A 20563-nucleotide genomic window follows, 5' to 3' on the forward strand; every position below is an offset into this window, starting at 1 on the left:
CGCCATAGCTACTCCGGCTCCCCGATGAATGTCTGTATGTCGGGGTGCCGGAGTAGTTTGCTCTCATGAGCACGAGCAAGGAAACCGTGGCGCGCATTCTCGAGCAGTTGGAACCGCTCGACGTGCGGGCAAGGGCGATGTTCGGCGAGTACGGACTGTATTGCGACGAGAAGATCGTGGGCTTGATCTGCGGAGACGTTCTGTTCGTCAAACCCACCGAGGTCAGTACGGAGTTCGGATCAGAGGCCGATCTGGCTCCGCCGTACCCGGGAGCGAAGGATTATTACCGGGTGACGGAGGAACGGTTGCAGGACCTCGATCACCTGCACGCCTTCATTCAACGGACTGCCGACGTATTGCCCCTGCCGAAGAAGAAGTCGCCGAAGAAGAAGGCGCGGACGTAAATTCTGCACCTACTTTTGAGAGAACCGTAACGCCCGATGAATCAAGGTGATCCCACACGAAGTCGTAGGTGGGTGCTGCATCTCGACATGGATGCGTTTTTCGCTTCCGCCGAGCAGTTGACGCGTCCCACTCTGCGAGGTCGCCCGGTGCTGGTCGGCGGCTTGGGCGGGCGCGGGGTGGTGGCCGGGGCAAGTTACGAAGCGAGAGTTTTCGGTGCGCGATCGGCAATGCCGATGCATCAAGCACGCCGGATGGTCGGTGGTGGAGCGGTGGTATTGCCGCCACGGATGTCCCTGTACTCGGTTCTCAGTAAACGCACGTTCGACGCGTTGCGCCTTCGTATGCCGATCCTCGAGCAACTGTCGGTGGACGAGGCTTTCGGGGAACCGGTGGAGTTGGCCGGTGTCGGAGCTGACGAGGTCCGCGCGTTTTGCGAGGACCTGCGGGCGTTGATCAAAGCCGAGACCGGGTTGGTCGCTTCGATCGGGGCCGGCGCAGGTAAGCAGGTGGCCAAGATCGCGTCGGGACTGGCAAAGCCCGACGGCGTCGCAGTGATTCCTCCCGGGATGCAGCACGAGTTGCTCGATCCACTGCCGGTGCGAAAGCTCTGGGGGATCGGCCCTGTTGCCGAGGAAAAGCTCAAGCGTCTCGGCATCGAAACCATCGGAGGGTTTGCCCGCACTCCCATAGCGGAGGTGGCGTCGATACTCGGAACCACTGTCGGACCGGGGTTGCATCGGCTCGCACAGGGGATCGACGATCGGCCGGTCGCCGAGCGTGCCGAATCCAAGCAGATCAGCGCGGAATCCACGTTCGCCGCAGACATCGTCACGATGGCGCAACTGCGCGCCGCCGTCGAAAGTAGTGGTCGTGCAGCATTTTCCAGGCTGGAGAAGGACGGAAGAGCTGCTCGCACCGTCGTACTGAAGCTCAAGAAGTCCGACATGAGTATCTTGACTCGATCCGTGACGCTGCCGTTTGCCACCATCGACCGCCAAATCCTCATCGCGACTGCGCAGAAACAGGTCATCGATCCACAGGAATTGGGGCCGATTCGCCTGGTCGGTGTGGGATTCGCCGGTTTGTCCACCGTTCGGCAAGGATCACTTTTTCCCGAGTTGGATCAGGACGTTCCCGGCTATCCGGTCGAGACTCTCACGGGCGCCCTCGATGAGGCCGAACTCGACGTTCCGGTGGCAGCACGTGTCCCTCAGCGCTACTGGCACCCCGGTTTGGACGTGAAGCATCCAGAATACGGACACGGTTGGGTGCAGGGCGCCGGGCACGGTGTGGTCACCGTTCGCTTCGAAACCCGTTCCAGCGGAACGGGAATCGCCAAAACCTTTGCCGAATCCGATGAGGTGCTCGAGGTAGCAGATGCGGTCGACAGCCTTCTCTGAGGATGTCCTTAGACTTTTTCCGCTTACCGTTGGGTAATGTTGTCGACGATCCTCGAGCAAGCACGATGTTCGACTGACGCTCGAATGTGAACACCCGAATGGATAGGACTGAGAAGTTGAAGCTTCAGAAGATGACCGTTGCAGCCGTAGCGATCGCAGCAGCCCTGACGATGACCGCTTGTGGTTCGGACGGAGGGGACACCAAGGAATCCACTTCGGCGAAGCCTACGACCACTACCTCTTCGGCACCTACGACCACCGTTGAACTGCCGACGTCTGCTGAGCTCAACGGCAAGGTCGCCCAGGCACTCGACGAGACCGTTCCGGCCGCAGACAAGGTCAACCTCGTCCAGGGCGCCGAGCAGGATCCCGAGCTGATCAACCAGGTCGCCGCTGCCGCCAAGGCTGCCGGCGCCCAGGTCGAGATCCTCGACCCGGTCACCGACACAGGCAGCGAGACGGCAGCAGCTTCGCTGAACATCGTCGTCAACGGCCAGCCGCTGCAGCAGGGCCTGCAGGCGTCGTTCGTCTACGAAGACGGCGTCTGGAAGCTCTCGAAGACCACCGCTTGCCAGATCGTCGGCGTTGCAGGTCTGACCTCGCCGGCTTGCGCTGCTTGATCTCTGCGCAACACCTGAAACACCAGAGTGGCCGCCGACCCCCGAAAGGGAGTCGGCGGCCGATCTTCATGCAGTGAGCGTCGTCAGTGATGGAATCCCTCGGTGACGCGTGGCCGCGGCATCGGGCTGTCGAGTTCATCGAGGAACGCGGTTTCCTCTTCGATGATGCGCAGCAGATTGGCTGCCAGGTCCATGCTCAGTCCGTTACGAACCACGATGCGCTGCACTGTCAGATCTGAGAGATCGTCCGGCATGGGATAGGCCGGCACCAACCAGCCCTTGCCCCGCAGTCGGTCCGACAGGTCGTACAGCGTCCAGTTGGACGTGTGGCCCTCGGCGAGGCGCCACGCGAAGACCGGGATGTCGGAACCGTCGTTCCACAGTTCGAACGCGTCGAGCTTCCCGATTCCTTCGGCGAGAAATTTCGCCACGTCCTGTGAGGACTGCTGGATCGCGCGATAGCCGTCGTGGCCGAGACGCAGGAACAAGTAGAACTGCAAGATCACCTGAGCGCCGGGTCGCGAGAAGTTCAGCGCGAAGGTCGGCATACTGCCGCCGAGGTAGCTCACCTTGAAGACGAGGTCGTCGGGAAGTAGATCCTGCGATCGCCAGACCACCCAGCCGAGGCCGGGGTAGACGAGCCCGTACTTGTGCGCCGAGGTGTTGATGGAGTGGACGCGCGGGAGCCGGAAATCCCATTCGAGTTCGGGCTGAAGGAACGGTGCGATCATCGCACCGGAAGCGCCGTCGACGTGGATAGGGACGTCGAGTCCCGTCTTCGCCTGGATCGCATCGAGTGCCTTCGAGATTTCCAGGACCGGCTCGTACATCCCGGTGTACGTGACGCCCATGATCGCGACGACGCCGATGGTGTTCTCGTCGACGTACTTGTCCAGATCGTGACCGTCGAGGGTGCGGTGTTCCTCGCTGATCGGCACGTAACGCGCTTCGACGTCCCAGTAGTTGCAGAACTTCTCCCAGCACACCTGGACCGCGGAACTCATGATGAGATTTGGCTTTTCGGTGGACTTGCCCGCGGCTTTTCGTGCGTGCTGCCAGCGTCGTTTCATCGCCAGGCCGCCGAGCATGCAGGCTTCGGACGAACCGATCGTCGAGGTGCCGATTGCGTCCTTGGGGGAGGGTGAGTGCCAGAGGTCGGCAAGGATGCGCCAGCAATAGGTTTCGATCGCGGCGGTCTGCGGATACTCGTCCTTGTCGATCATGTTCTTGTCGAACGACTCGGCATACAGTTTGGTGGCGTGATCGTCCATCCACGTGCTGACGAACGTCGCGAGATTGAGCCGCGCATTGCCGTCGAGCATCGTTTCGTCGTGGACGATCTGATACGCGGTCTCGGGAAGCATGCCGTCGGGTTCGAGTGTGTACTTCGATGCAACCGAATCCTCGCCAGGCCTCGAGAAGATCGGATTGACGGCTACGTAATCGGTGTGATCTGACCTTCTGGGTTCCGGCATGAACTCTGGCTCCTCACATCAGTGTGTCGCGTTGGTCTGTTTCGTACCTACTCTCACCGTTCAGTGTGGACGGGCAGTTGTCAAAGGGTCCATGATCAATCAATTATCCGGTCTGAAGTCCTAGTCTGCACACATCGTAGAAAGCGGCGAAAGAACACACGGTGGTGACAATCATGAGTGGGCCTACGATGCGAGGCAAGGACAGGCGAGAATCAGAGGCCCTGCGCCCGCCGCGCCGCAATCGAGGACGGACTTCTGTTTCGCTGATCGCAACTGCGACGAAAGGGCCGGATCGCAGATGGCTTGCCTCCTGGAGCGATCCGCCGGTTGACATGAATTCGCAGAGTCACCGCGACTCCGACGGTCTTAGTAGCGTCACCCGGGAGATTTCGTGGCTGGAGGTACGCAGGCACGCTCGAACGCGAGTTGCGCCAGCGCGAGTGAGGCTTCGGGCCGGATCCTGTCGGCAAACATCCTTCGGCCGACAGGATCCGGCCCAGATCGCTCGTCAGTGCAGTGAGCGAGTTCGCATGTCTGTGCCGTGGCGACCTGATCGCCGGTGAGCCTGTCCGCCAGCGGATTCCACATTTTCGAAAACCGTCGAACTTTGGACGTTTGGTGAGTCGGGTGTCGGGGGCGCCTGGCCTCGGCGCTCGGCTCCTTTGGTGAAATTGCGTTCAGGGCGCCGTGCTTGGTCGTGGCGCATCATCGATTCACAGGCTCGCGAGCACCAAGATCCCGGCGCTGATGGCCAAGGTGGCGACCAGCAACACCAGCGCTGAATTTCGTGTTGGCCCCGGGAAGCTGCGGCCGATCCCGAAATCGTCGGATCTGCAGCGGTGCGCTCGGTGACTGATTGCAATAATGCCGACTGCACCGATCAGCGTGCTTCCCCCGAGAATACCGATTGCGACTGGTGGGCCGGGGACATAGCGCAGGTAGATCAGCGCCGCTGTAGCCAAGGAGGTACCAGTCCGAACCCATGCCATCGTGGTCCGTTCTGGCTGTAGCCCTCGGTCGGCATGCGTGGGTTGAAGGGGTGTCACCGCGTCACCTCGACCATCAACAACGTCAGCGCGGATCCCAGTACAAGCCCCGCGGCGATGCCTGCGAACGTAGGGACTGGGAGGCTTCGCCCCAACCGCAAAGCGCGTTCGACCGCGATCCATCGATGAAATGCACTGACAGACAGCATGGTTGACCCAGTCAACACGCCAACTACCAGGGTGGCGTGAACGGTGGGGCCAACCATCTCGGAGCCGAATGCCTCGAAGCCGACGGCGGCGGCTACCAAAGCCAGGGCGGTCCGGATCCAGGCGAGGAATGTGCGTTCGTTGGCCAGGGTGAATCGAGGGTCCGGGTCTTCGCCGACCCGGAACGCACCGGGGCACCAGAACGGTCTCATTTGGCGACGGCGACGAAGGGTGCCGGCGGGGTGAGCTTCGTGAGATGATCCGCGCGATATGCGGCGAAGGCCTCGAGGACCTCCGGCTGTGTGCCGATCCAGAATGCGCCTTTCGCGAGCTGAGCGAAGATGCTCTCTGCAGCCTGCTCGGGTGTCAGGCCCTGGCCGAGGTACCGGTCGAGTTGCTCGCGAAGCGCTTCACCGGCCAGGCCGCTGGCTGAAGCACCTGAATAGATCTGGGTCCGTACCGCGCCCGGGAGTACTGCCGATACCTGAATGGGAGCGCCGACGGTCTTCACGTCCAGGTAGAGCGTCTCGGTCAGGGCTAGCACCGCGTGCTTACTCGTGAGATATGGCGATTGCAGTGCGCCCGCGCTGAGGCCACCGATAGAGCTGAGATTGAGCACGTATGCCTCCCCGCCAGACGCGATCATTCGTGGGAGGAATGCGTGGACCCCGTTGACCACACCGCCCACATTTATCGACAGCAACCGCTGCCAGCGGTCTATCGGAACCTCCCAAAATAGGCCAGGGGCCTCGATCCCGGCGTTGTTGACGAGCAATCGGACAGAGCCGAACCGCTCGTACGCGGCCCGGGCCAGCCCCTCCACCGACGACGGGTCACTGACGTCCGTCTGGACCGCAGTGGCCTCGGTGGCTGCCGTTGACAGTTCGGCTGCGAGTTGTTCGGCCCGGGGCATGTCGATGTCCGCTAACACCACGTTCATTCCGATGGAGGCCGCGTGTCGTGCGAGCCCCTCGCCGATTCCGGATGCCGCGCCGGTGATGACGGCGGTGCCGCCGGAGAACTTGTCATGCGTGATAGTCACTTGTGGCCTCCGTGGGGGACTGTTGCTTGACCGGTATTGTCGGCGGCAGGACGTGCAGTATTCGCGCCAATCGTTGCTCCGCCGGTGGCGGGGGCGCGTCCGTGACTCATCGTGAACGCCACTATGAGACCGATGGCGCCGAGTGCACCGAGTAGCAGGAAGACGTAGGTGAATCCCGCATCCGTGTAAATGATCTGGCGTGTGCCTTGGTCGACGGACCAAATGTGCGCGGAGAGGATCGCGCTGAGGATGGTGACGCCGAATGCAGCGCCGAGGCTGTTGCTGGAGCCGAGTACGCCGGCGTTCGCCCCCGTCTGAGATGGCGGTACCGCTTCGACGACAAGGTTGGCGCTGGCTGCGTAGAAGAAACCCTGGCCGACGCCGAAGATGGCGACCAGTGTGATGATCTGCCACTGTTGGTCGTGCACAAAGGCCAGCAGGCTCAGGCTGATCATGATCGCGGTCATGGCGACGATGAGGCTCGCCCGGGGGCCACTGCTGCGCGCGAGCAGTCCGGCCAGGGGGCCGCTCGCCATGGCGAGGATGCCATGTGGGAGAGTCCACAGCGCGAAGGCGAAGGCAGTGAGCCCGAACCCGTAAGAGATGCCGTCAACCCGTGGCGTCATGAGCATCAGTGGCAACGCGAACGCGTATCCACCGATAGCGAATGAGCCGAGTAAGCTTGCGAGCATCGTGCTGCGCATGGCACGCGCCCACAGCACCCGCATGTCGATCAGAGGTTGTGTGGTGTGCAATTCGTAGAGGACGAACACCGCGATCAGGACCGCAGAGACCGCGAACGCAATCAGCGTCTTTGGTGAGTCCCATCCCCAAGAGCGACCCTGGTTGATGGAGAGCATCAGCAGCAATGATCCGCCGGCCAGCAGGCCCGCGCCTACCCAGTCGAGCTGGTGGGACAGGCGCAGCGGCGATTCCGGCGCGGTGAAATAGACCGCCGGGGCGATGACGGCGACATAGGCGAGGAGGAACCAGAAGATTGCGCGGTAACCGAACTCGGTCGAGAGGTAGCCGCCGATGAGCGGGCCGGCGATACCGTTGAATCCGATGCCGGTGGACACTGCCGACAGGGCCACGGGGATCATGCGTCGTGGGAAGACATCGCGGATGAGGCCGTAAGCGAGCGGGGTCATGCCGACGCTCGCGGCCTCGAGGGCGCGCCCGAGCAGCAGAATCGGAAAGGTCGGGGCGAGGGCGCAGGTCAGCGTTCCGATGGCGAATATGCCGGCGACGATCATCAGCATGCGCTTCTTGCCGTAGATGTCTCCGAGCTTGCCGATGATCGGCAAGCTGACGACCCCGACAAGACCGAGGATGGTCACCACCCAGCCGATGTCAGGAGTGTTGAATTCGGCCGCCATGTATCGCAGTGATGGGTACACCATGCTGTATTCGAGGGGAGCGACTTCGAACAGTAGAACGATCGAGATCAACAGGCCCACATAGTATTTGGTTGATCGTTCAGGCGCTCGGCGTTGTTGCGGCGGTGGGGGGGTAGGTCGAGTCACGACAGTCTCGTTTCCTTGAGTTGTGGTTTCGTGGCGATTCGAACGTCGATCCATGAGTCCGCGGGCCCGGAACATTCGGCGATGTCGGCCATGAGGGACTTTGGTAGCACGGAGTGCGCGTATCAAGGTTGTGTCGCAACTGGTCGAAATATCGACCGATGCGGTAAGGTGATGCGCGTTACTGTAAGTGCCTTGGGAAGGATTGGTCAATGGTTGATTCCGAAGTGGCGGACCGCTCGGCGGGCAGGGAGGTCGTGTCGCCGCCCACTGCGCGCGTAGTGCAGGTTATCGACTTTTTGGTGCGTAACCAGGGGAAGCGCTTCGGTCTTTCAGAGCTTGCGCGACGATGTGAAATCACCAAACCGACCTGTCTCGGCATCGTGACCGAACTGACCGCGTGCGGATATCTCATTCGTGACACACAGACCAAGTCTTACGGTCTTGGGCCAGCATTGGTCTCGGCCGGGCGGGCGGCCCAGCGCGATTTTGCGCTGGGCTCGATGGTGCGCGACCGTCTCGAGGGCCTGAGTGAGCAATTCAGCGCTATCTGTATGGCATCGGCTGTGGTTGGCGACAATGTCATGGTTCTCGAGATGGTCGCGCCCCCGGGCGTCGTGCCGCCGGCCAGTGTCGGCGACGTGTATCCGTTCGCGCCGCCGCTCGGGCTCATGTTCATGCTGTGGGAACCGGACGAGGAGCTGGAACGTTGGCTGCGGAGCGAGTCCGCGCTGGCTGTCGGGACAGACTTCGAACACATCCGGCTGATGGCCGCCGAGTGCCGGGCGGAAGGATATCTGGTTGAGAACCTCTCGCCGACCGTTCAGCGGTTGCACCGGCTGATGGCCGGGGTTGCTGCGCACGACGTGCCGCCTGCCGTACTCGAGCTTGTCGGTGACCTGGTGTCGAGTCTGGGCGAGCGGAGATTCCTCGGGGAAGCGCTTCGCGCTTCCGCTGAAAAACACCCAGTCAGCCTGGTAGCGGCCCCGACCTTCGACGCGGACGGTCACCAGTCTCTCGTTTTGACCGTCTACGTCGGCGGCGAGATCAGCAACCTTGAAATCGCCAACCGAGCGTTGGCACTGAAACAGGTGGCCGACGCGGTGACATCCGACGTCGGTGGCCGCAATCCCTTTGCCGGCCGCGGAAATTGACCGTTGACTGGTAAGGAATTGGCTTGTAGCCTCAATCCGTTCCCATATCCGACCGTGCTGGTCGATATTTAGACCGTCAAGGAAGTTTGCGGCGCCCGAGTCCGATTGCTCCCGGTCGCCGCACTGCCCGGGTCGTTCAGTTCTGGGACGCAATTTGTGTGAGGCGTATCGACGCTAAGGCTGCGGCCGTGCGAGGAGGCTGTCGCCGACGCCTCTTCGGCGATGTGTGGGGCTTTGCGTCGAGCCAATCTCACTGACACGTAACGACTCCCGAGGAGTTCCTTGATGACCACCATGATCGACCAGTCTCTGAGTGTCGACGATGTCAGCGATCTGATCGCCGATGCCTTCGACTGGGGTATACATCTTGCCGGGTTTTACGAATTGCGGCACGTCTACACGGGTTTGGAGGGGCAGCCGGCATATCGCGGGCTCAATCGTCTCCAGCCGATCCTCGATTTGTTCGACGCCAAGGTTCGCATCGCCACGACAGTAAATGCCTCGACGCTCTATTCCGGTGGGATGTTCGACTTGTCGAACGATCCGGTCGTCATCGAAGCTCCGGGCGTAGCTGACGGTCGGTACTGGAGTATTCAGGCACTTGGCCCGAACGTTGACTGGTTCTTCATGGCTGGATCGCAATTCACCGGAAATGGGCCGCAGCGATACGTGATCGTTGGTCCGAGGTGGAGAGGCCTCCTACCTGCCGGGTTCGCCGGCACTGAGGTCGTGCGATCACCGTCCGATGCATTCGTGCTCACTATTCGCGTGGCAGTGACTAGTCGAACTGAGCAGGACCTGGCCGGTGCACGGGCCGCGGTGACGGGCGTCCGCGCGGCTCCACTTTCGCTGTGGCACGCCGGCGGTGGCCGCGTTCCGGACCTCGTGGATCAGCCAATTGTCAAGTCCGACTACGCCACGTTTCCGCGGATGGACCTGATTGCCGACATCGGAAAGTCGATGACCGCGATCGACTATCTACAGCTCCTGAGTTTGGTAATCAACGATTCTTCCATGACTCGCCGGTCGGATTCGGTAAAGGAGCGGGAAGCCCTCGCGAATCTCGCTCGGCTCGGGTTGCGTCCGGGGACTTGCTTCGACCCCTCGCAGATCACCGATGAACAGCGCGAGGTGATCGATCGCGGATTCGCGCGGGCGCGGACCGATGCCAGGCAGGCGTTCGAGAAGACGCAGGTGGATATGAACGGGTGGAAGCTGCAATCCAGCCTTTTCTACGACGATCTCGACTACCGTGCCAAAGCTGGTGCTAACGACGTGGCGTGGGGCACCCCAGTGCCCTTTCAGTCCCACACAATTGGTTACCTGTTCGACGACGCCGAGGGTTTCCCTCTCGATGGTGCGAACTGCTACACCATTACATTCGACGTGGAGGATTTGCCGCCGGTCACCGAGTTCTGGGAGCTCCCGGTATACGACTCTCAGGGCTACTTTATCGATAACTCTGAGAACCGTTACAGCGCAACGAGTTACCTCGCGCGAGCCGGAGAATACGCCGTTCGGGACGGGAAGTTGACGTTCTACCTCCAGGCTGAGCGACCCTCTGATTCTGATCTTGCCAGGAATTGGCTTCCTGTCTCCGCGACGGATGGCTTCCAGATTGCGGCTCGCTTCTACGGCCCTCTGACGCAGCTGATCGACGGCACCTATCCGATGCCCCCGGTGGTGCGCGCGGGGGCATGACCCTCGGGTTTCGGTCCCCGCCTTCGAAGGCGCGAATGGCCCCTTTCATCGACTATCTGTGTATGAATTGAGTTGGTGTACAAGTTGAGTCGGATCCATGATGCGAGCCCCACCCGAGCCGGACCCAGTGCCGAGGCGGTCCGGCAGTAGTGGAAATCTGCCGGACCGTATCGGTTCCGCGACTGTCGAAGGCAACCTGTGCGAGATCAGATTACAGATGGCAGCCTATGTGCACTCGACGTCGATGTCCCGCTGACCGAACGGACCTGTCACGATGGCGGGCGCAGATGTTACTCCGAGTTGTCGACTCCTCTAACCGGTTTAACCCAGATGCAACGGGATTCGATGGACATCGACGATCCGATGCGCGCGGCGCCGACGGCACCTTCGGCAGGAGAATGCAGCCGCGGATCGCGAAACGCCGATACTCGGTCCCTTTGTCCGACGGCTGATAGGCGAAGAGTTCGACAAAACAATATGACTTCCGGCACCCGAGACCAATCGGTTCGTCACGACTTCTTCGACGGAACCAGTTCGGTTGCCCCGCCGGAGACGCAAAACGAGGGATTCCACTCTCCTAGGTCGTCGTCTGAATCACGGACTGAATCCATTCGAATGGCGAGATCATGAGGCCGACACCTCGACGAATCGACCTGAACATTTCTGGATCCAAGAGAAGGGCTAGCAGAGCGGTCCGCGGAAGTCCCTTGACGCCGACCTGTTCGCCGTACCGAATGGGCCTTCATGATCGAACCGGACCCATTCGGCACGGGGAACATGGAACGCGCGGCAGAGTGAGTTGCACATCTCCCATGCTGACAGCATGCCGCCCAGAGCAACCGCACGGATACATAAGTTCTGCACCCCTGTCTGGCGGAGTCGCTTTCGAGCCGGAGTTGGCGGATTACCTGCTCACTGATCGGGTGGATCGTTTGCCGGTCTGAGAATGAGGCCGTACGTGCCGCGAAACGATGTGCGCCATTTGGCACCAACAATCTCGGTTCTCGGATCGAATTGAGCCCTCGCGCGGGGCAGTCGGCAACACTGCGTAATGGCTTCGATTGCAGATCAAAGTATTTCGCTGAGGTCGCTCGCGCGTGATTTAGCCCCCCACCGCGCGTCGACCGGCGGTCGCCCCTCCGTCGACGACCAGATCGTGTCCGGTGACGTAGTTACCTTCGTCCGAGGCGAGAAACAGGATCCCAGCCGCCATCTGAGACGGATTCGCGGCATACCCGATGGGCTGGATCTTGTCGAGGACCTCAACGATTCCGTCTACGTCCGGTACCATACCGGTGAGCATCGTTCCGGGTGAAATCGTATTCACACGAACACCTTTGGGTGCCAGTTCAATTGCGCATGCCTTCGACAGTGCTACCACAGCTGCCTTCGTGCCGCAGTAGACGGCCATTCCCTCCGAGGGAGAACAACCTCCGTTCGAGGCCGTGTTGACGATGACCCCGGATCCCTGTTGCGCCATCACTCGGCCTGCCGCCCGCGTACCGTGGAAAACCCCTCCGAAGTTAACGGCCACCATCCGATTGTAGGCTTCGTCCGTCGTTTCGAGTACCGGCGTGGTGGCGATTACGCCGGCGTTGTTGCACATCACGTCAAGCCGTCCGAAACGGGTCACAGTACGTGTAACCAGGGCATCGACGTCCAATGGATTGCCGACGTCTGCGCGGATGAATTCCGCCCCGATGGTGTTTGCTACAACCTCACCCGTCTCTTGGTTGATGTCCGCAACGACCACACGCGCACCTTCGGCGATCATCAATTCGGCTGTGGCTCGCCCCAGGCCCGACGATGCGCCGGTAACAATGACGATCTTTTCCTGCATTCGGTTTGTCATCTATCAACCTTTCCTGGTTTCGTGCTGAGGATTCGAAGCCTGGCGCAGGTGTTTGGGCTCGCGCCGAACTGTTCGAGCAGAGCGACGATCAAAACATGTATCGTCGAAGTATTTGTCTGCCGGATGATCCTGGGTTGGCATCACCTCGCGAGTTCGTCCACCTCGGGTGGAGAGACTGCGCCAACCGGACTGACGTCGTGCTCGACGTTCATGTCCGATGTCAGCGTGTCCCAGGTATTCATCCACTTCTTCATGCGCTGCGGGGCATGTCGTGAATTCAACTGCAACGGTGGCAAATGCACTCCCGCGTCGAGCAAGGAGTTGTAATCAGGAGATAGTGAGTGGAGTGGTACAGCCGACGGGGTCCTGCGCCTGACCGCACCAGCGTAGCCATTGGCTTCAGCAGAGTCAATGGCTTACGTGGACTCTCTATCGTCTCTCCCACTGTCAGCCCCCAGATCGGTCGCGATCAGTCCGGACCTTTGTTTCGGCTCGGAGACGATCCTGTGAAAAGCGACAGGAAGTGTTGCGCTGCTTTAAGAGTCGATATCTCGGATGTAATTGTGTTTTGCGGGCGGTCGATTGCAGGGTGCATCGTGCTTGTGAACGGCTACGTTTCACGACCCCGAAACTGGAATTGATCTCCATGTGTCTTGCGCTGTCCGACGAAGTTGTGGAGCCAAGTGAGCAACGTCAATCCGGTGGCTGACGTCCGTCAATGCAAAGACTCCAATCGGGTAAGGCTCCAATCGGAATGTTCGATGGTCCAATCGCCACGGCGATGGAATCATGGCCTGATTGAGGTTCGTTGCGCCCGAGCGCAATTCCCGACCGGCGAATGAAACTCAGTTCTGAGTGCAGTCGGTTGAGGGAATCCGTTGATTGGTTGCAATGAGATGAATGTCCTGGCGAAAGCAGTCGGCGGCGGAGACTTGGTGAGGCGGCAAGAATTGCTTTGCCCATGCTGGTCCGGTGGGCCGGTGGTCGTTTGCCCGGCGGTGGCCAAATATCAGATTCTTTTCGGGAGTCCGGAATTCGAGCGATCATCACCAGGTCTTCGCCGTCGAGTGCACCCAGGTGGGTACCCAGCCTCGTGTGATGATGAAGAGTGACGAGGTGGGGCCACGCAGCCGTGTGTCGACTCACTCGGTTTCGAGCGTGATACCCAGTTTGAAAAGCCTTATCCCCAATTCGAATTGGTTGTGAACTTTGTGAATCCACCAGCTCTGACATGAGCTTCAACAGTCTGTTGGTGGAGTTGACAGGCAATCCGGTATTTCTCGATATCTCACGCGCGGCGAGTTGGGGGTGCATTGAATTGCAGTCAGGATGCGGGCTGCTCTCCCGAGCGAACACTTCTGGACGTCAAGTGGGATCAACGCAGGGTCCCTTTTTGGTTCTGGATGAGACTTCCGGTAAGGGCTCGGTTGGGTGTGACCGGTTACGCCATTTTTGAAATACCCTGTTGTATAGGGAATTTGGTCGATGTTTTTTTGGTCTTTCCGGCTGCTCGTCCCTCATCGAACGCCAGCCCCCGCAACCTGAGGCAACCTACTGCAGAGAATCGGTTACCGATACGTGTTCGGGTGCTCTACGGTAGCGATATCTTCCGCTTCTTCTCGAATCCCGCGTAGTCCTGAGTCGTTGCGCGAGTGCACCAGTTGGAGTACCGCGTGAATCCGCCTACATACATCAGGAGCGCTCTCGGCTTGCCAGGGATGTTCGCGCCGGTATACCAGGAGTCGGTCTTCACGTGCATCGTGCGTGAGGCAACAGCTTCCATCTCCGTGGCCCATTCATCCTCCTGATCGGGGGTGGCACCGAAACGAGAGATGTGGTTGTGTTCGAGAAAGCCGATTGTTCGCAGGATCCAGTCGACCTGCCACTCACCCGTGGTGATCATCTGTGCCAGAACCGACGGGCTGCCGGGGCCATGCACCATGAACAGATTCGGGAGGTCGGCGGTCATCAGACCGAAGACCGTCTTCGGACCGTCGGCCCACCTGTCGGCGAGTCGTACTCCGTCGATCCCGGTCGCGTTCAGCTTCAGCATCGAACCGGTCATCGCGTCGAAGCCGGTGGCAAAGATGATCACGTCGAGCTCGTAGTCCGAATCGTCTGTGCGAATCCCTGATTCGGTGACTTCCTCGATGGGATGCGCCCGTACGTCGACCAGCTTCACGTTGTCCCGATTGAAAGTCTGGTAGTAGCCGGAGTCCACGCAGATCCGCTTGCCGCCGATCGGATAGGTCTTCGGGCACAGTAGTTCGGCGGTCTCCGGGTCATCGACGACGGCCCGGATCTTGTTCCGGACGAACTCGGCGAGAATCGCGTTCGCCTCAGGATCACTGGAGGTGTCGGTGAACGTACGGATGAACTCGAGTCCGTTCCGGGCGTTCCACGCGCGCTCCATCACCTCTTCGCGCGCTTCTTCGGTGTAGTCGAAGATCGAGCGCTGCTCGGCCACATTGCTCATCAGCAGGGCGCCGTGGGTGTTCAGCACCTCCTTGCGTCGCTGTGGGTAGTCGGCCTTCCACTCCCGCTCGTACTCCGGATCCAACTCCCGGTTGAATGAGGGGAGGCTGAAGTTCGGTGTCCGCTGGAAGACGGTGAGGTGGTCGGCGACCGTGGCCACCTCCGGGGTGAGCTGAATGCCGGTGGAACCGGTGCCGATCAGGCCAACGCGCTTACCGGCGAGCTCGACGCCCTCCTTAGGCCACCGCGAGGTGTGGTAGGTCTCGCCGTGAAAACTGTCCAGGCCGGGCCAGTCGGGGACGTTGGAGACGTCCAGGCTGCCAGTGGCCGCAATCACGTACTTTGCGACAAAATGTCGACCTGACGCGGTGCCGACGTGCCATACGTCCTCGGCGTCATCGAAGGTCAGTTCGTTGACACGAGTCTCGAAGCGGATGTCATCACGCAAGTCGAAGCGGTCGGCGACGTGGTTGGCGTACCTCTCCAGATCCGGCTGCGGCGAAAAGTGCTCGGACCACGACCACTCCTGTTGGAGGGTCTCGTCGAAAGAGTACGAATACTGCATACTCTCGATATCGACACGGGCACCCGGATAGCGGTTCCAGTACCAGGTGCCGCCGACGCCGTCGCCCGCTTCCAGGCACACCACCCGTCGGCCCTGCTGGCGTAGACGGTGCAACGCATACATTCCGCTGAAACCCGCGCCGATGACGACGACGTCGAAGTATTGGTTTGTGCGGTCGGCTGTCGCGGTCGAGGTGGACATGTTCCTCCAAATTCGGATCTGCATGATGGTGCATTGTGGGGTCGGCTGGGGAATGGAGCTGCTACCCGAGTAGGGATCCGCCATCGGCGATGACGTCGGTTCCGTTGACGAACGACGCGTCGTCGGAGGCGAGGAAGAGCACGACACTTGCGGTTTCCTGGGGGTCGGCCTGCCGTTTCAGGCCGGTCGGCGAGTCGGCGGATGCGGTCGTCGGTGACATCCCGGTCCGGATGTTGCCGGGGAGAACAGCATTCACGCGGATGTTCGACGGCGCGAGTTCGATTGCCGCGGTCCTTGTCAATCCACGCAGGCCCCACTTGGACATGCTGTACGACGCGTGCGCCAGGTATGATGTCGCTCCAGCGAGGGACGAGACGTTCACTATCGCGCCTCCTCGTCGAGCACGCATGGCGGGAGTAACGGCCTGGATGCCGAGGAATGGTCCGCGAAGGTTCACGGCAAGGATCTTGTCGAGGTCGGCGACGGTCTCGTCCTCCAGCAGCTGCCTGCGGTAGATCGCCGCGTTGTTGACGAGGACGTCGAGCCCACCGAACGTCGACGTCGCCACAGTGACGGCCTTTGCCCAGTCGGTCGGGGCCGTGACGTCGAGACGGGTGTAGACGACGGACGCGCCGAGGTCGTCGGCGACGACCTTTCCCTGATCGTCGAGGACGTCGCCGATCACGACGGAGCAGCCTTCGCGTGCCAGCATTCGAACTATCTGTTCGCCCTGTCCACCTGCGCCTCCGGTGACGATCGCAACTTTTCCTTCAAAGCGGTTCCTCATGATTCTCCAATTTCAGTGGTGCTCGTGCTTCAGCTGTCAAGCGCTCGCCGGATGGCGGCTGTGTAGTCGGCGTGGATCCGATTCGAAATCGCGGTCTGTGGGAACACCCCCGACGAACCGTGAAAGGTTCCGGGGGAGAGGTGCAGTTCGGTGGGCACTCCGGCCTGCGTCAGCCGTCGTGCGTAGTCGATCCCCTCGTCGCGGAGAGGATCGAACGACGAAACGGCGATATACGCTGGCGGAAGCCCGGCGAGGTCTTGGGCGCGTGAGGGAGCGGCGTATTCCGATGTCTGATTTCGGTCGACGTCTGCGTCGGTGCCGAGGTAGTGACGCCAACTGTCGATAGCGTTTTGTCTGTTCCACAGCGGGGAATCGGTGTATTCGGTCGCAGAGATGGTGTGTAGGCGGTCGTCGAGGACCGGCGAGTCCAGTGCCTGGAAATGGACAGCGGGACCGCCGATATCGCGTGCTTTGAGCGCAACCGCAGCTGCAAGCCCGGCGCCGGCGCTGATTCCGGCGACGACGAGTCTGGCCGGGTCGATACCGAGGTCGATGTCGCCTGCAATCCAAGTCAGAGCGTCGAAGCAGTCGTTGAACGGTGTGGGGAACGGGTACTCAGGGGACAGGCGATAGTTCACCGACACCACCACCGCGCCGAGATCTGCAGCGAGTGCCGATGGAACTCGGACATCGGTGCTGGCATCGCCGAAGACAAACCCTCCACCGTGAAAGTAAGCGATACAGGGGAGTAGCTGTTTTCTGCGGTGCTCCGGGCTGAACACGACAAGCCCGATATCCGATCCGTCAGCTGCCGGCGCTTCTCGACGGTTCACCACTACTCCTTCGGGGACACCCGCCATCGGGTCCACCTCGCCCATCGAGCGAACGAGCGCACGGACCGACACAGCGTCCGAGACATCAAGACGCGGGACGTATCCCATCATCGGCAAGTACTCGGGGTCGACGGTGTATGACATCGATTCCTCTCTTGATGTACTCGGGGTTGACGCCTCATTGCGCCCCTGAGGGCTCGACGCAACGTGAGCGCAATCACTGTGGTTCTCTTCAGATGAGACCGTAGCCATTGGCTACTCTGGCGTCAACTGAATGTTCGGATGAGTCTGTCCCGACAACTGTCAATGCATGTAATTACGTTGGGTAATAAGGAAATTCGCGTGAATGCGATATCTGTGGATTGGTCGTAGTGCCCCTGGATTCGGTGGTTGTCGCGTCGAGAGACCTCATGCGCGTGCGTGCACGTGGATCGTGTCCACGTGGCCCTTGTTCTTCGCGAGCGACGCCCAAATGTCGGAGGTCGCACAGTTTTCCCATGCTCGGAGTGGCTTCACCGCCCGACCGTTGGGCGGCCGCATCCTCGGGCGGCCCGGCCCAGCGGATGAGAGCATTCCCGACCTTCGGTGCGATCGCCATCGCTGCTCCGTCGTAGCTTTGTTGCGTTCGGCCGCCAGAGGATTCTCGGCCTACGGCGAGCTGGCAGCGTCGAGAATGCGGGTGCAAGCGGATTTTCAGGCTGTACTTGGGGATCGGCCGAATTCGGAATTCAAACTACTGCCAACAGACCGACGACGTGACGAAGTGGCAGGGCGTTGTTGTTGTCGGCGCCGCGGGTTCGGCGACGATGCGCGAATTGCGCTGCCGCCTATCATGATAGAGTTCGTCGGGTATGGGAACCATCCGCAAACTCACCGTATCCGCCGACGACGTCTGGAGCACGACGCAAGCGGCGAAGTTTCTGGATATCAGCCGTCAGGCGATCAATAGGCGCGTCCAGAATCGTAAGATGCTCGGTTATCCGGGTGGCGGAGCGACGTTATTCCCAGTGTGGCAGTTCGATGTGGAGAATCGAGGAATCCGTCCGGAGATCCCCGAGTTTCTTGCGGCGTTCGACGAGGATGTCGAGCCGCAGGTGATAGCCGAGTGGTCGATCACGAAAATCGACGAGTTCGATCGAACACCTGCCGAACTGTTGTTATGCCCGAACACCAAGCGAGATGCGCTTCACTTGGCCGGCATCTGCAAGGCCGCAGCGATCGAAGAAGGTCCGGTATCGACTGCGGAGTCCAATGTAAAGCGCGCGGGCAAGGAAATCGCCGAGTGGCGACCGTCTCAGCCGGGGTCGACGGGCGCGCAACACGCGATCCTTCTTGCTGCCGCGGATCTCTTCTCCCGCAAGGGGCCTGCGAAGGTGACGCTACGGGAAATCGCCGCCGCGGCGGATGTGTCTTACGGCCTGATCTACCGGTTCTACCGCACGAAGGAGAACCTGTTGGTAGCGGTCATGGAGCTGCTGGTCAGTTATGGCGGCGAGCGTCTCTCCGGCGAGGAAGACGTCTACGCTGCGATCGACCGCTCGTTCGGCGCCGACATCGACTCCGGTCAGTTCGGTCGAATGTTGATGTGGTCGATCTTCGAGGGCACGTCACCGGATCGTCTGCTGGGTGGAGCTCGTTCGGGCGGCTATTTGTCTCAAATAAACGCACTGTGGGAGAACCCCGTCGAGCCGCAATTGCGGGCCGAGTTCGATTCGAGCGTGCTGGCGTCGCTGATCGGCCTCGTCGCCTCGGTGTGGGATCTGTACGAGCCGTATCTTACCGAGTTGGCCGACAATCCGGGTCGTGATCGGGAAGGCTCCAGGCAACAGGTCACAGACCTGCTCAAGCTTCTCGTTTACGCGGCCCGGCCGAACAGATGAGGCGGAGGATCGAGTGCGCGGAACAGGCGGACGGAGGCGGTGGCTTCCACCCGTTCCAGCGAACGGAGTGTCGTCGTCAGGACGGCATCAGCAGTACGCCGCGATCGAGCTTTCCGTTCCGGGCGTCCTCCGTGAGGGACTCGAAGTCTTCGAGGTCGTAGGTCTTGGTGACGAGTTCGTCCAGCAGGAATCGTCCGGAACGGTACAGGTCCAGATATTTCGGGATGTCGGCGCCGGGTCGTGACGAGCCATAGCGGCAGCCCAGTACCGATCGATCCATGTAAAGACTAGTGGCCAGAACCGAAAGCTTGGTCTCCGGAGCAGCAACACCTAGCATGATCATCTGCCCACCCCAGTCGAGCATCTCCATAGCCTGGCTGGTGATCGCCTCGCCGCCGACGCAGTCGAAGACGTGATCGACCCCACCGTCGGTGAGTTCACGGACGGTAGCGACGGCAGTGCCTGCTTTCGCATCGATGAAGTGCGTGGCACCGAACAGGCTCGTCCGCGACTCCTTGTCTGGATTCGTGTCGATGGCGACGATCGTCGCCGCGCCCGCGAGGCGAGCCGCTTGAATTACGTTGAGACCGATGCCACCTGCGCCGATGACGGCTACTGAGTCGCCGGGGCTTACGCGGGCTCGGTTCAGCACCGCTCCGGCGCCGGTCAGTACGGCGCAACCAATGAGACACGCGGTCGACATCGGAATGTCCTTCGGTATCGACACTGCCTGCCCGGCCTGGACGACGATTCGCTCGCAGAAGGTCGAGAGCGCTGCGAAATTGTGGATCGGTTTGCCGCCAAGGTCGAACGGGGTTGCCTTCTTCCCGAACGACTCGCGGCACATGGTGGGATGTCCGGAAGTGCAGAAGGCACATTGGCCGCACGTCACCAGCGTCGTCAGCACTACGTGGTCGCCGACCGAGGGTATGGTGACGCCCGGCCCGACTGCCTCGACGATGCCCGCACCTTCGTGCCCGAGGATCACCGGGGACGGGAATGGGATCTTTCCGTTGGTCACGCTCAGATCACTTTGGCACAGGCCGCTCGCGACGATGCGGACCTGGACTTCACCGGGGCCTGGTTCGCGGACGGTAACACCGTCGACCAGCTTGTTGTCGGTGCCGTCGAAGACGATTGCTTTCAATTTGTGACCTCGTTCTTTGAGAAGCCCCGCACGATGCGCGAAAGCGCAGCAAGTTGCAGCGCGATATGGAGGGTGATGAGGAAATGAGGCCCAGCTCTAGGGCATCCGTCTCATTGCTGGTGATGCTAAGGGCAGAAAGTTTCACCGTCAAGATCTGGGTTCGAGTCAACTGAAACGTCCGGCGCCTCATGTACTTGTGCTCGCCCACCACGCGAATGTAGCCGAGTCAGCGAGACCTGCGACAGGATGGGCAGCGTATCGACTGCAAACCATCTGTGCAGCTTGGCAATTCGAGCAAGATTTGGAAACT

At 60.8% G+C, this 20563-nt stretch carries 17 protein-coding genes; 6 read left to right on the forward strand and 11 right to left on the reverse strand.

Annotated features, from left to right (window positions below; genetic code table 11):
* Positions 1–65 precede the first annotated feature (65 nt).
* The 3 genes from QRN54_RS18380 to QRN54_RS18390 all read left to right on the forward strand — a co-directional run bounded on the left by QRN54_RS18380 (position 66) and on the right by QRN54_RS18390 (position 2425).
* Entirely contained in the window at positions 66–404 is a 339-nt protein-coding gene (locus QRN54_RS18380) for a TfoX/Sxy family protein (protein WP_003941748.1), read from the forward strand.
* A 36-nt stretch (positions 405–440) separates the two neighbouring features.
* Positions 441–1805: a DNA polymerase IV gene (locus tag QRN54_RS18385; RefSeq protein WP_042452844.1), complete on the forward strand. Its 1365-nt coding sequence runs from the start codon at positions 441–443 to the stop codon at positions 1803–1805.
* Between the two features lie 116 nt (positions 1806–1921).
* Entirely contained in the window at positions 1922–2425 is a 504-nt protein-coding gene (locus QRN54_RS18390; protein ID WP_502944060.1) for a WKL family lipoprotein, read from the forward strand.
* An 83-nt stretch (positions 2426–2508) separates the two neighbouring features.
* Here QRN54_RS18390 and gad read toward each other — a convergent pair whose 3' ends face one another.
* The 5 genes from gad to QRN54_RS18415 form a co-directional block, all read right to left on the reverse strand.
* Positions 2509–3900, reverse strand: coding sequence for a glutamate decarboxylase (gene gad, locus QRN54_RS18395; protein ID WP_285182743.1), 1392 nt, complete (start codon positions 3898–3900; stop codon positions 2509–2511).
* A gap of 713 nt (positions 3901–4613) precedes the next feature.
* Positions 4614–4946: a DUF202 domain-containing protein gene (locus QRN54_RS18400; protein ID WP_165638807.1), complete on the reverse strand. Its 333-nt coding sequence runs from the start codon at positions 4944–4946 to the stop codon at positions 4614–4616.
* Complete coding sequence (locus QRN54_RS18405; RefSeq protein ID WP_054781930.1) at positions 4943–5305, reverse strand: YidH family protein; 363 nt, start codon at positions 5303–5305, stop codon at positions 4943–4945. The genes QRN54_RS18400 and QRN54_RS18405 overlap by 4 nt, the downstream gene beginning before the upstream one ends.
* Positions 5302–6135: an SDR family NAD(P)-dependent oxidoreductase gene (locus QRN54_RS18410; RefSeq protein WP_285182744.1), complete on the reverse strand. Its 834-nt coding sequence runs from the start codon at positions 6133–6135 to the stop codon at positions 5302–5304. Before QRN54_RS18410 ends, QRN54_RS18405 begins: the two co-directional genes overlap by 4 nt.
* Positions 6132–7586, reverse strand: coding sequence for an MFS transporter (locus QRN54_RS18415; protein WP_285182745.1), 1455 nt, complete (start codon positions 7584–7586; stop codon positions 6132–6134). Before QRN54_RS18415 ends, QRN54_RS18410 begins: the two co-directional genes overlap by 4 nt.
* A 284-nt stretch (positions 7587–7870) precedes the next feature.
* On the opposite strand from QRN54_RS18415, the gene QRN54_RS18420 reads away from it, so the two are divergent.
* Together QRN54_RS18420 and QRN54_RS18425 are read left to right on the forward strand one after the other, a co-directional pair.
* A complete protein-coding gene (locus QRN54_RS18420; RefSeq protein ID WP_285182746.1) occupies positions 7871–8812 on the forward strand; it encodes a helix-turn-helix domain-containing protein in 942 nt (313 codons plus the stop codon).
* 285 nt (positions 8813–9097) lie between these two features.
* Positions 9098–10513: a DUF1254 domain-containing protein gene (locus QRN54_RS18425; protein ID WP_285182747.1), complete on the forward strand. Its 1416-nt coding sequence runs from the start codon at positions 9098–9100 to the stop codon at positions 10511–10513.
* A gap of 1102 nt (positions 10514–11615) precedes the next feature.
* Here the strand turns inward: QRN54_RS18425 and QRN54_RS18430 are convergent.
* The 5 genes from QRN54_RS18430 to QRN54_RS18445 all read right to left on the reverse strand — a co-directional run bounded on the left by QRN54_RS18430 (position 11616) and on the right by QRN54_RS18445 (position 17370).
* Positions 11616–12365: an SDR family NAD(P)-dependent oxidoreductase gene (locus QRN54_RS18430; RefSeq protein ID WP_285182748.1), complete on the reverse strand. Its 750-nt coding sequence runs from the start codon at positions 12363–12365 to the stop codon at positions 11616–11618.
* A 693-nt stretch (positions 12366–13058) separates the two neighbouring features.
* Complete coding sequence (locus tag QRN54_RS33625) at positions 13059–13679, reverse strand: IclR family transcriptional regulator domain-containing protein (protein ID WP_350318880.1); 621 nt, start codon at positions 13677–13679, stop codon at positions 13059–13061.
* A gap of 277 nt (positions 13680–13956) precedes the next feature.
* Positions 13957–15606, reverse strand: coding sequence for a flavin-containing monooxygenase (locus tag QRN54_RS18435; RefSeq protein WP_285182749.1), 1650 nt, complete (start codon positions 15604–15606; stop codon positions 13957–13959).
* Positions 15607–15667: 61 nt separating this feature from the next.
* On the reverse strand, positions 15668–16393 hold the full coding sequence (locus QRN54_RS18440; RefSeq protein WP_285182750.1) for an SDR family NAD(P)-dependent oxidoreductase: 726 nt from the start codon (positions 16391–16393) through the stop codon (positions 15668–15670).
* 29 nt (positions 16394–16422) lie between these two features.
* Positions 16423–17370, reverse strand: a complete 948-nt coding sequence (locus QRN54_RS18445; RefSeq protein ID WP_285182751.1) for an alpha/beta hydrolase — start codon at positions 17368–17370, stop codon at positions 16423–16425.
* A 707-nt stretch (positions 17371–18077) separates the two neighbouring features.
* Here QRN54_RS18445 and QRN54_RS18450 point away from each other — a divergent pair.
* Positions 18078–19106 (forward strand): TetR/AcrR family transcriptional regulator, encoded by a 1029-nt coding sequence (locus QRN54_RS18450; protein WP_285182752.1) that lies wholly within the window; start codon positions 18078–18080, stop codon positions 19104–19106.
* Positions 19107–19182: 76 nt separating this feature from the next.
* Here QRN54_RS18450 and QRN54_RS18455 read toward each other — a convergent pair whose 3' ends face one another.
* Positions 19183–20253: a Zn-dependent alcohol dehydrogenase gene (locus tag QRN54_RS18455; protein WP_285182753.1), complete on the reverse strand. Its 1071-nt coding sequence runs from the start codon at positions 20251–20253 to the stop codon at positions 19183–19185.
* Between the last annotated feature and the right edge of the window lie 310 nt (positions 20254–20563).

It is taken from the genome of Rhodococcus sp. MEB032 (assembly GCF_030208925.1).
In the GTDB taxonomy this organism is placed as follows: domain Bacteria; phylum Actinomycetota; class Actinomycetes; order Mycobacteriales; family Mycobacteriaceae; genus Rhodococcus_F; species Rhodococcus_F qingshengii.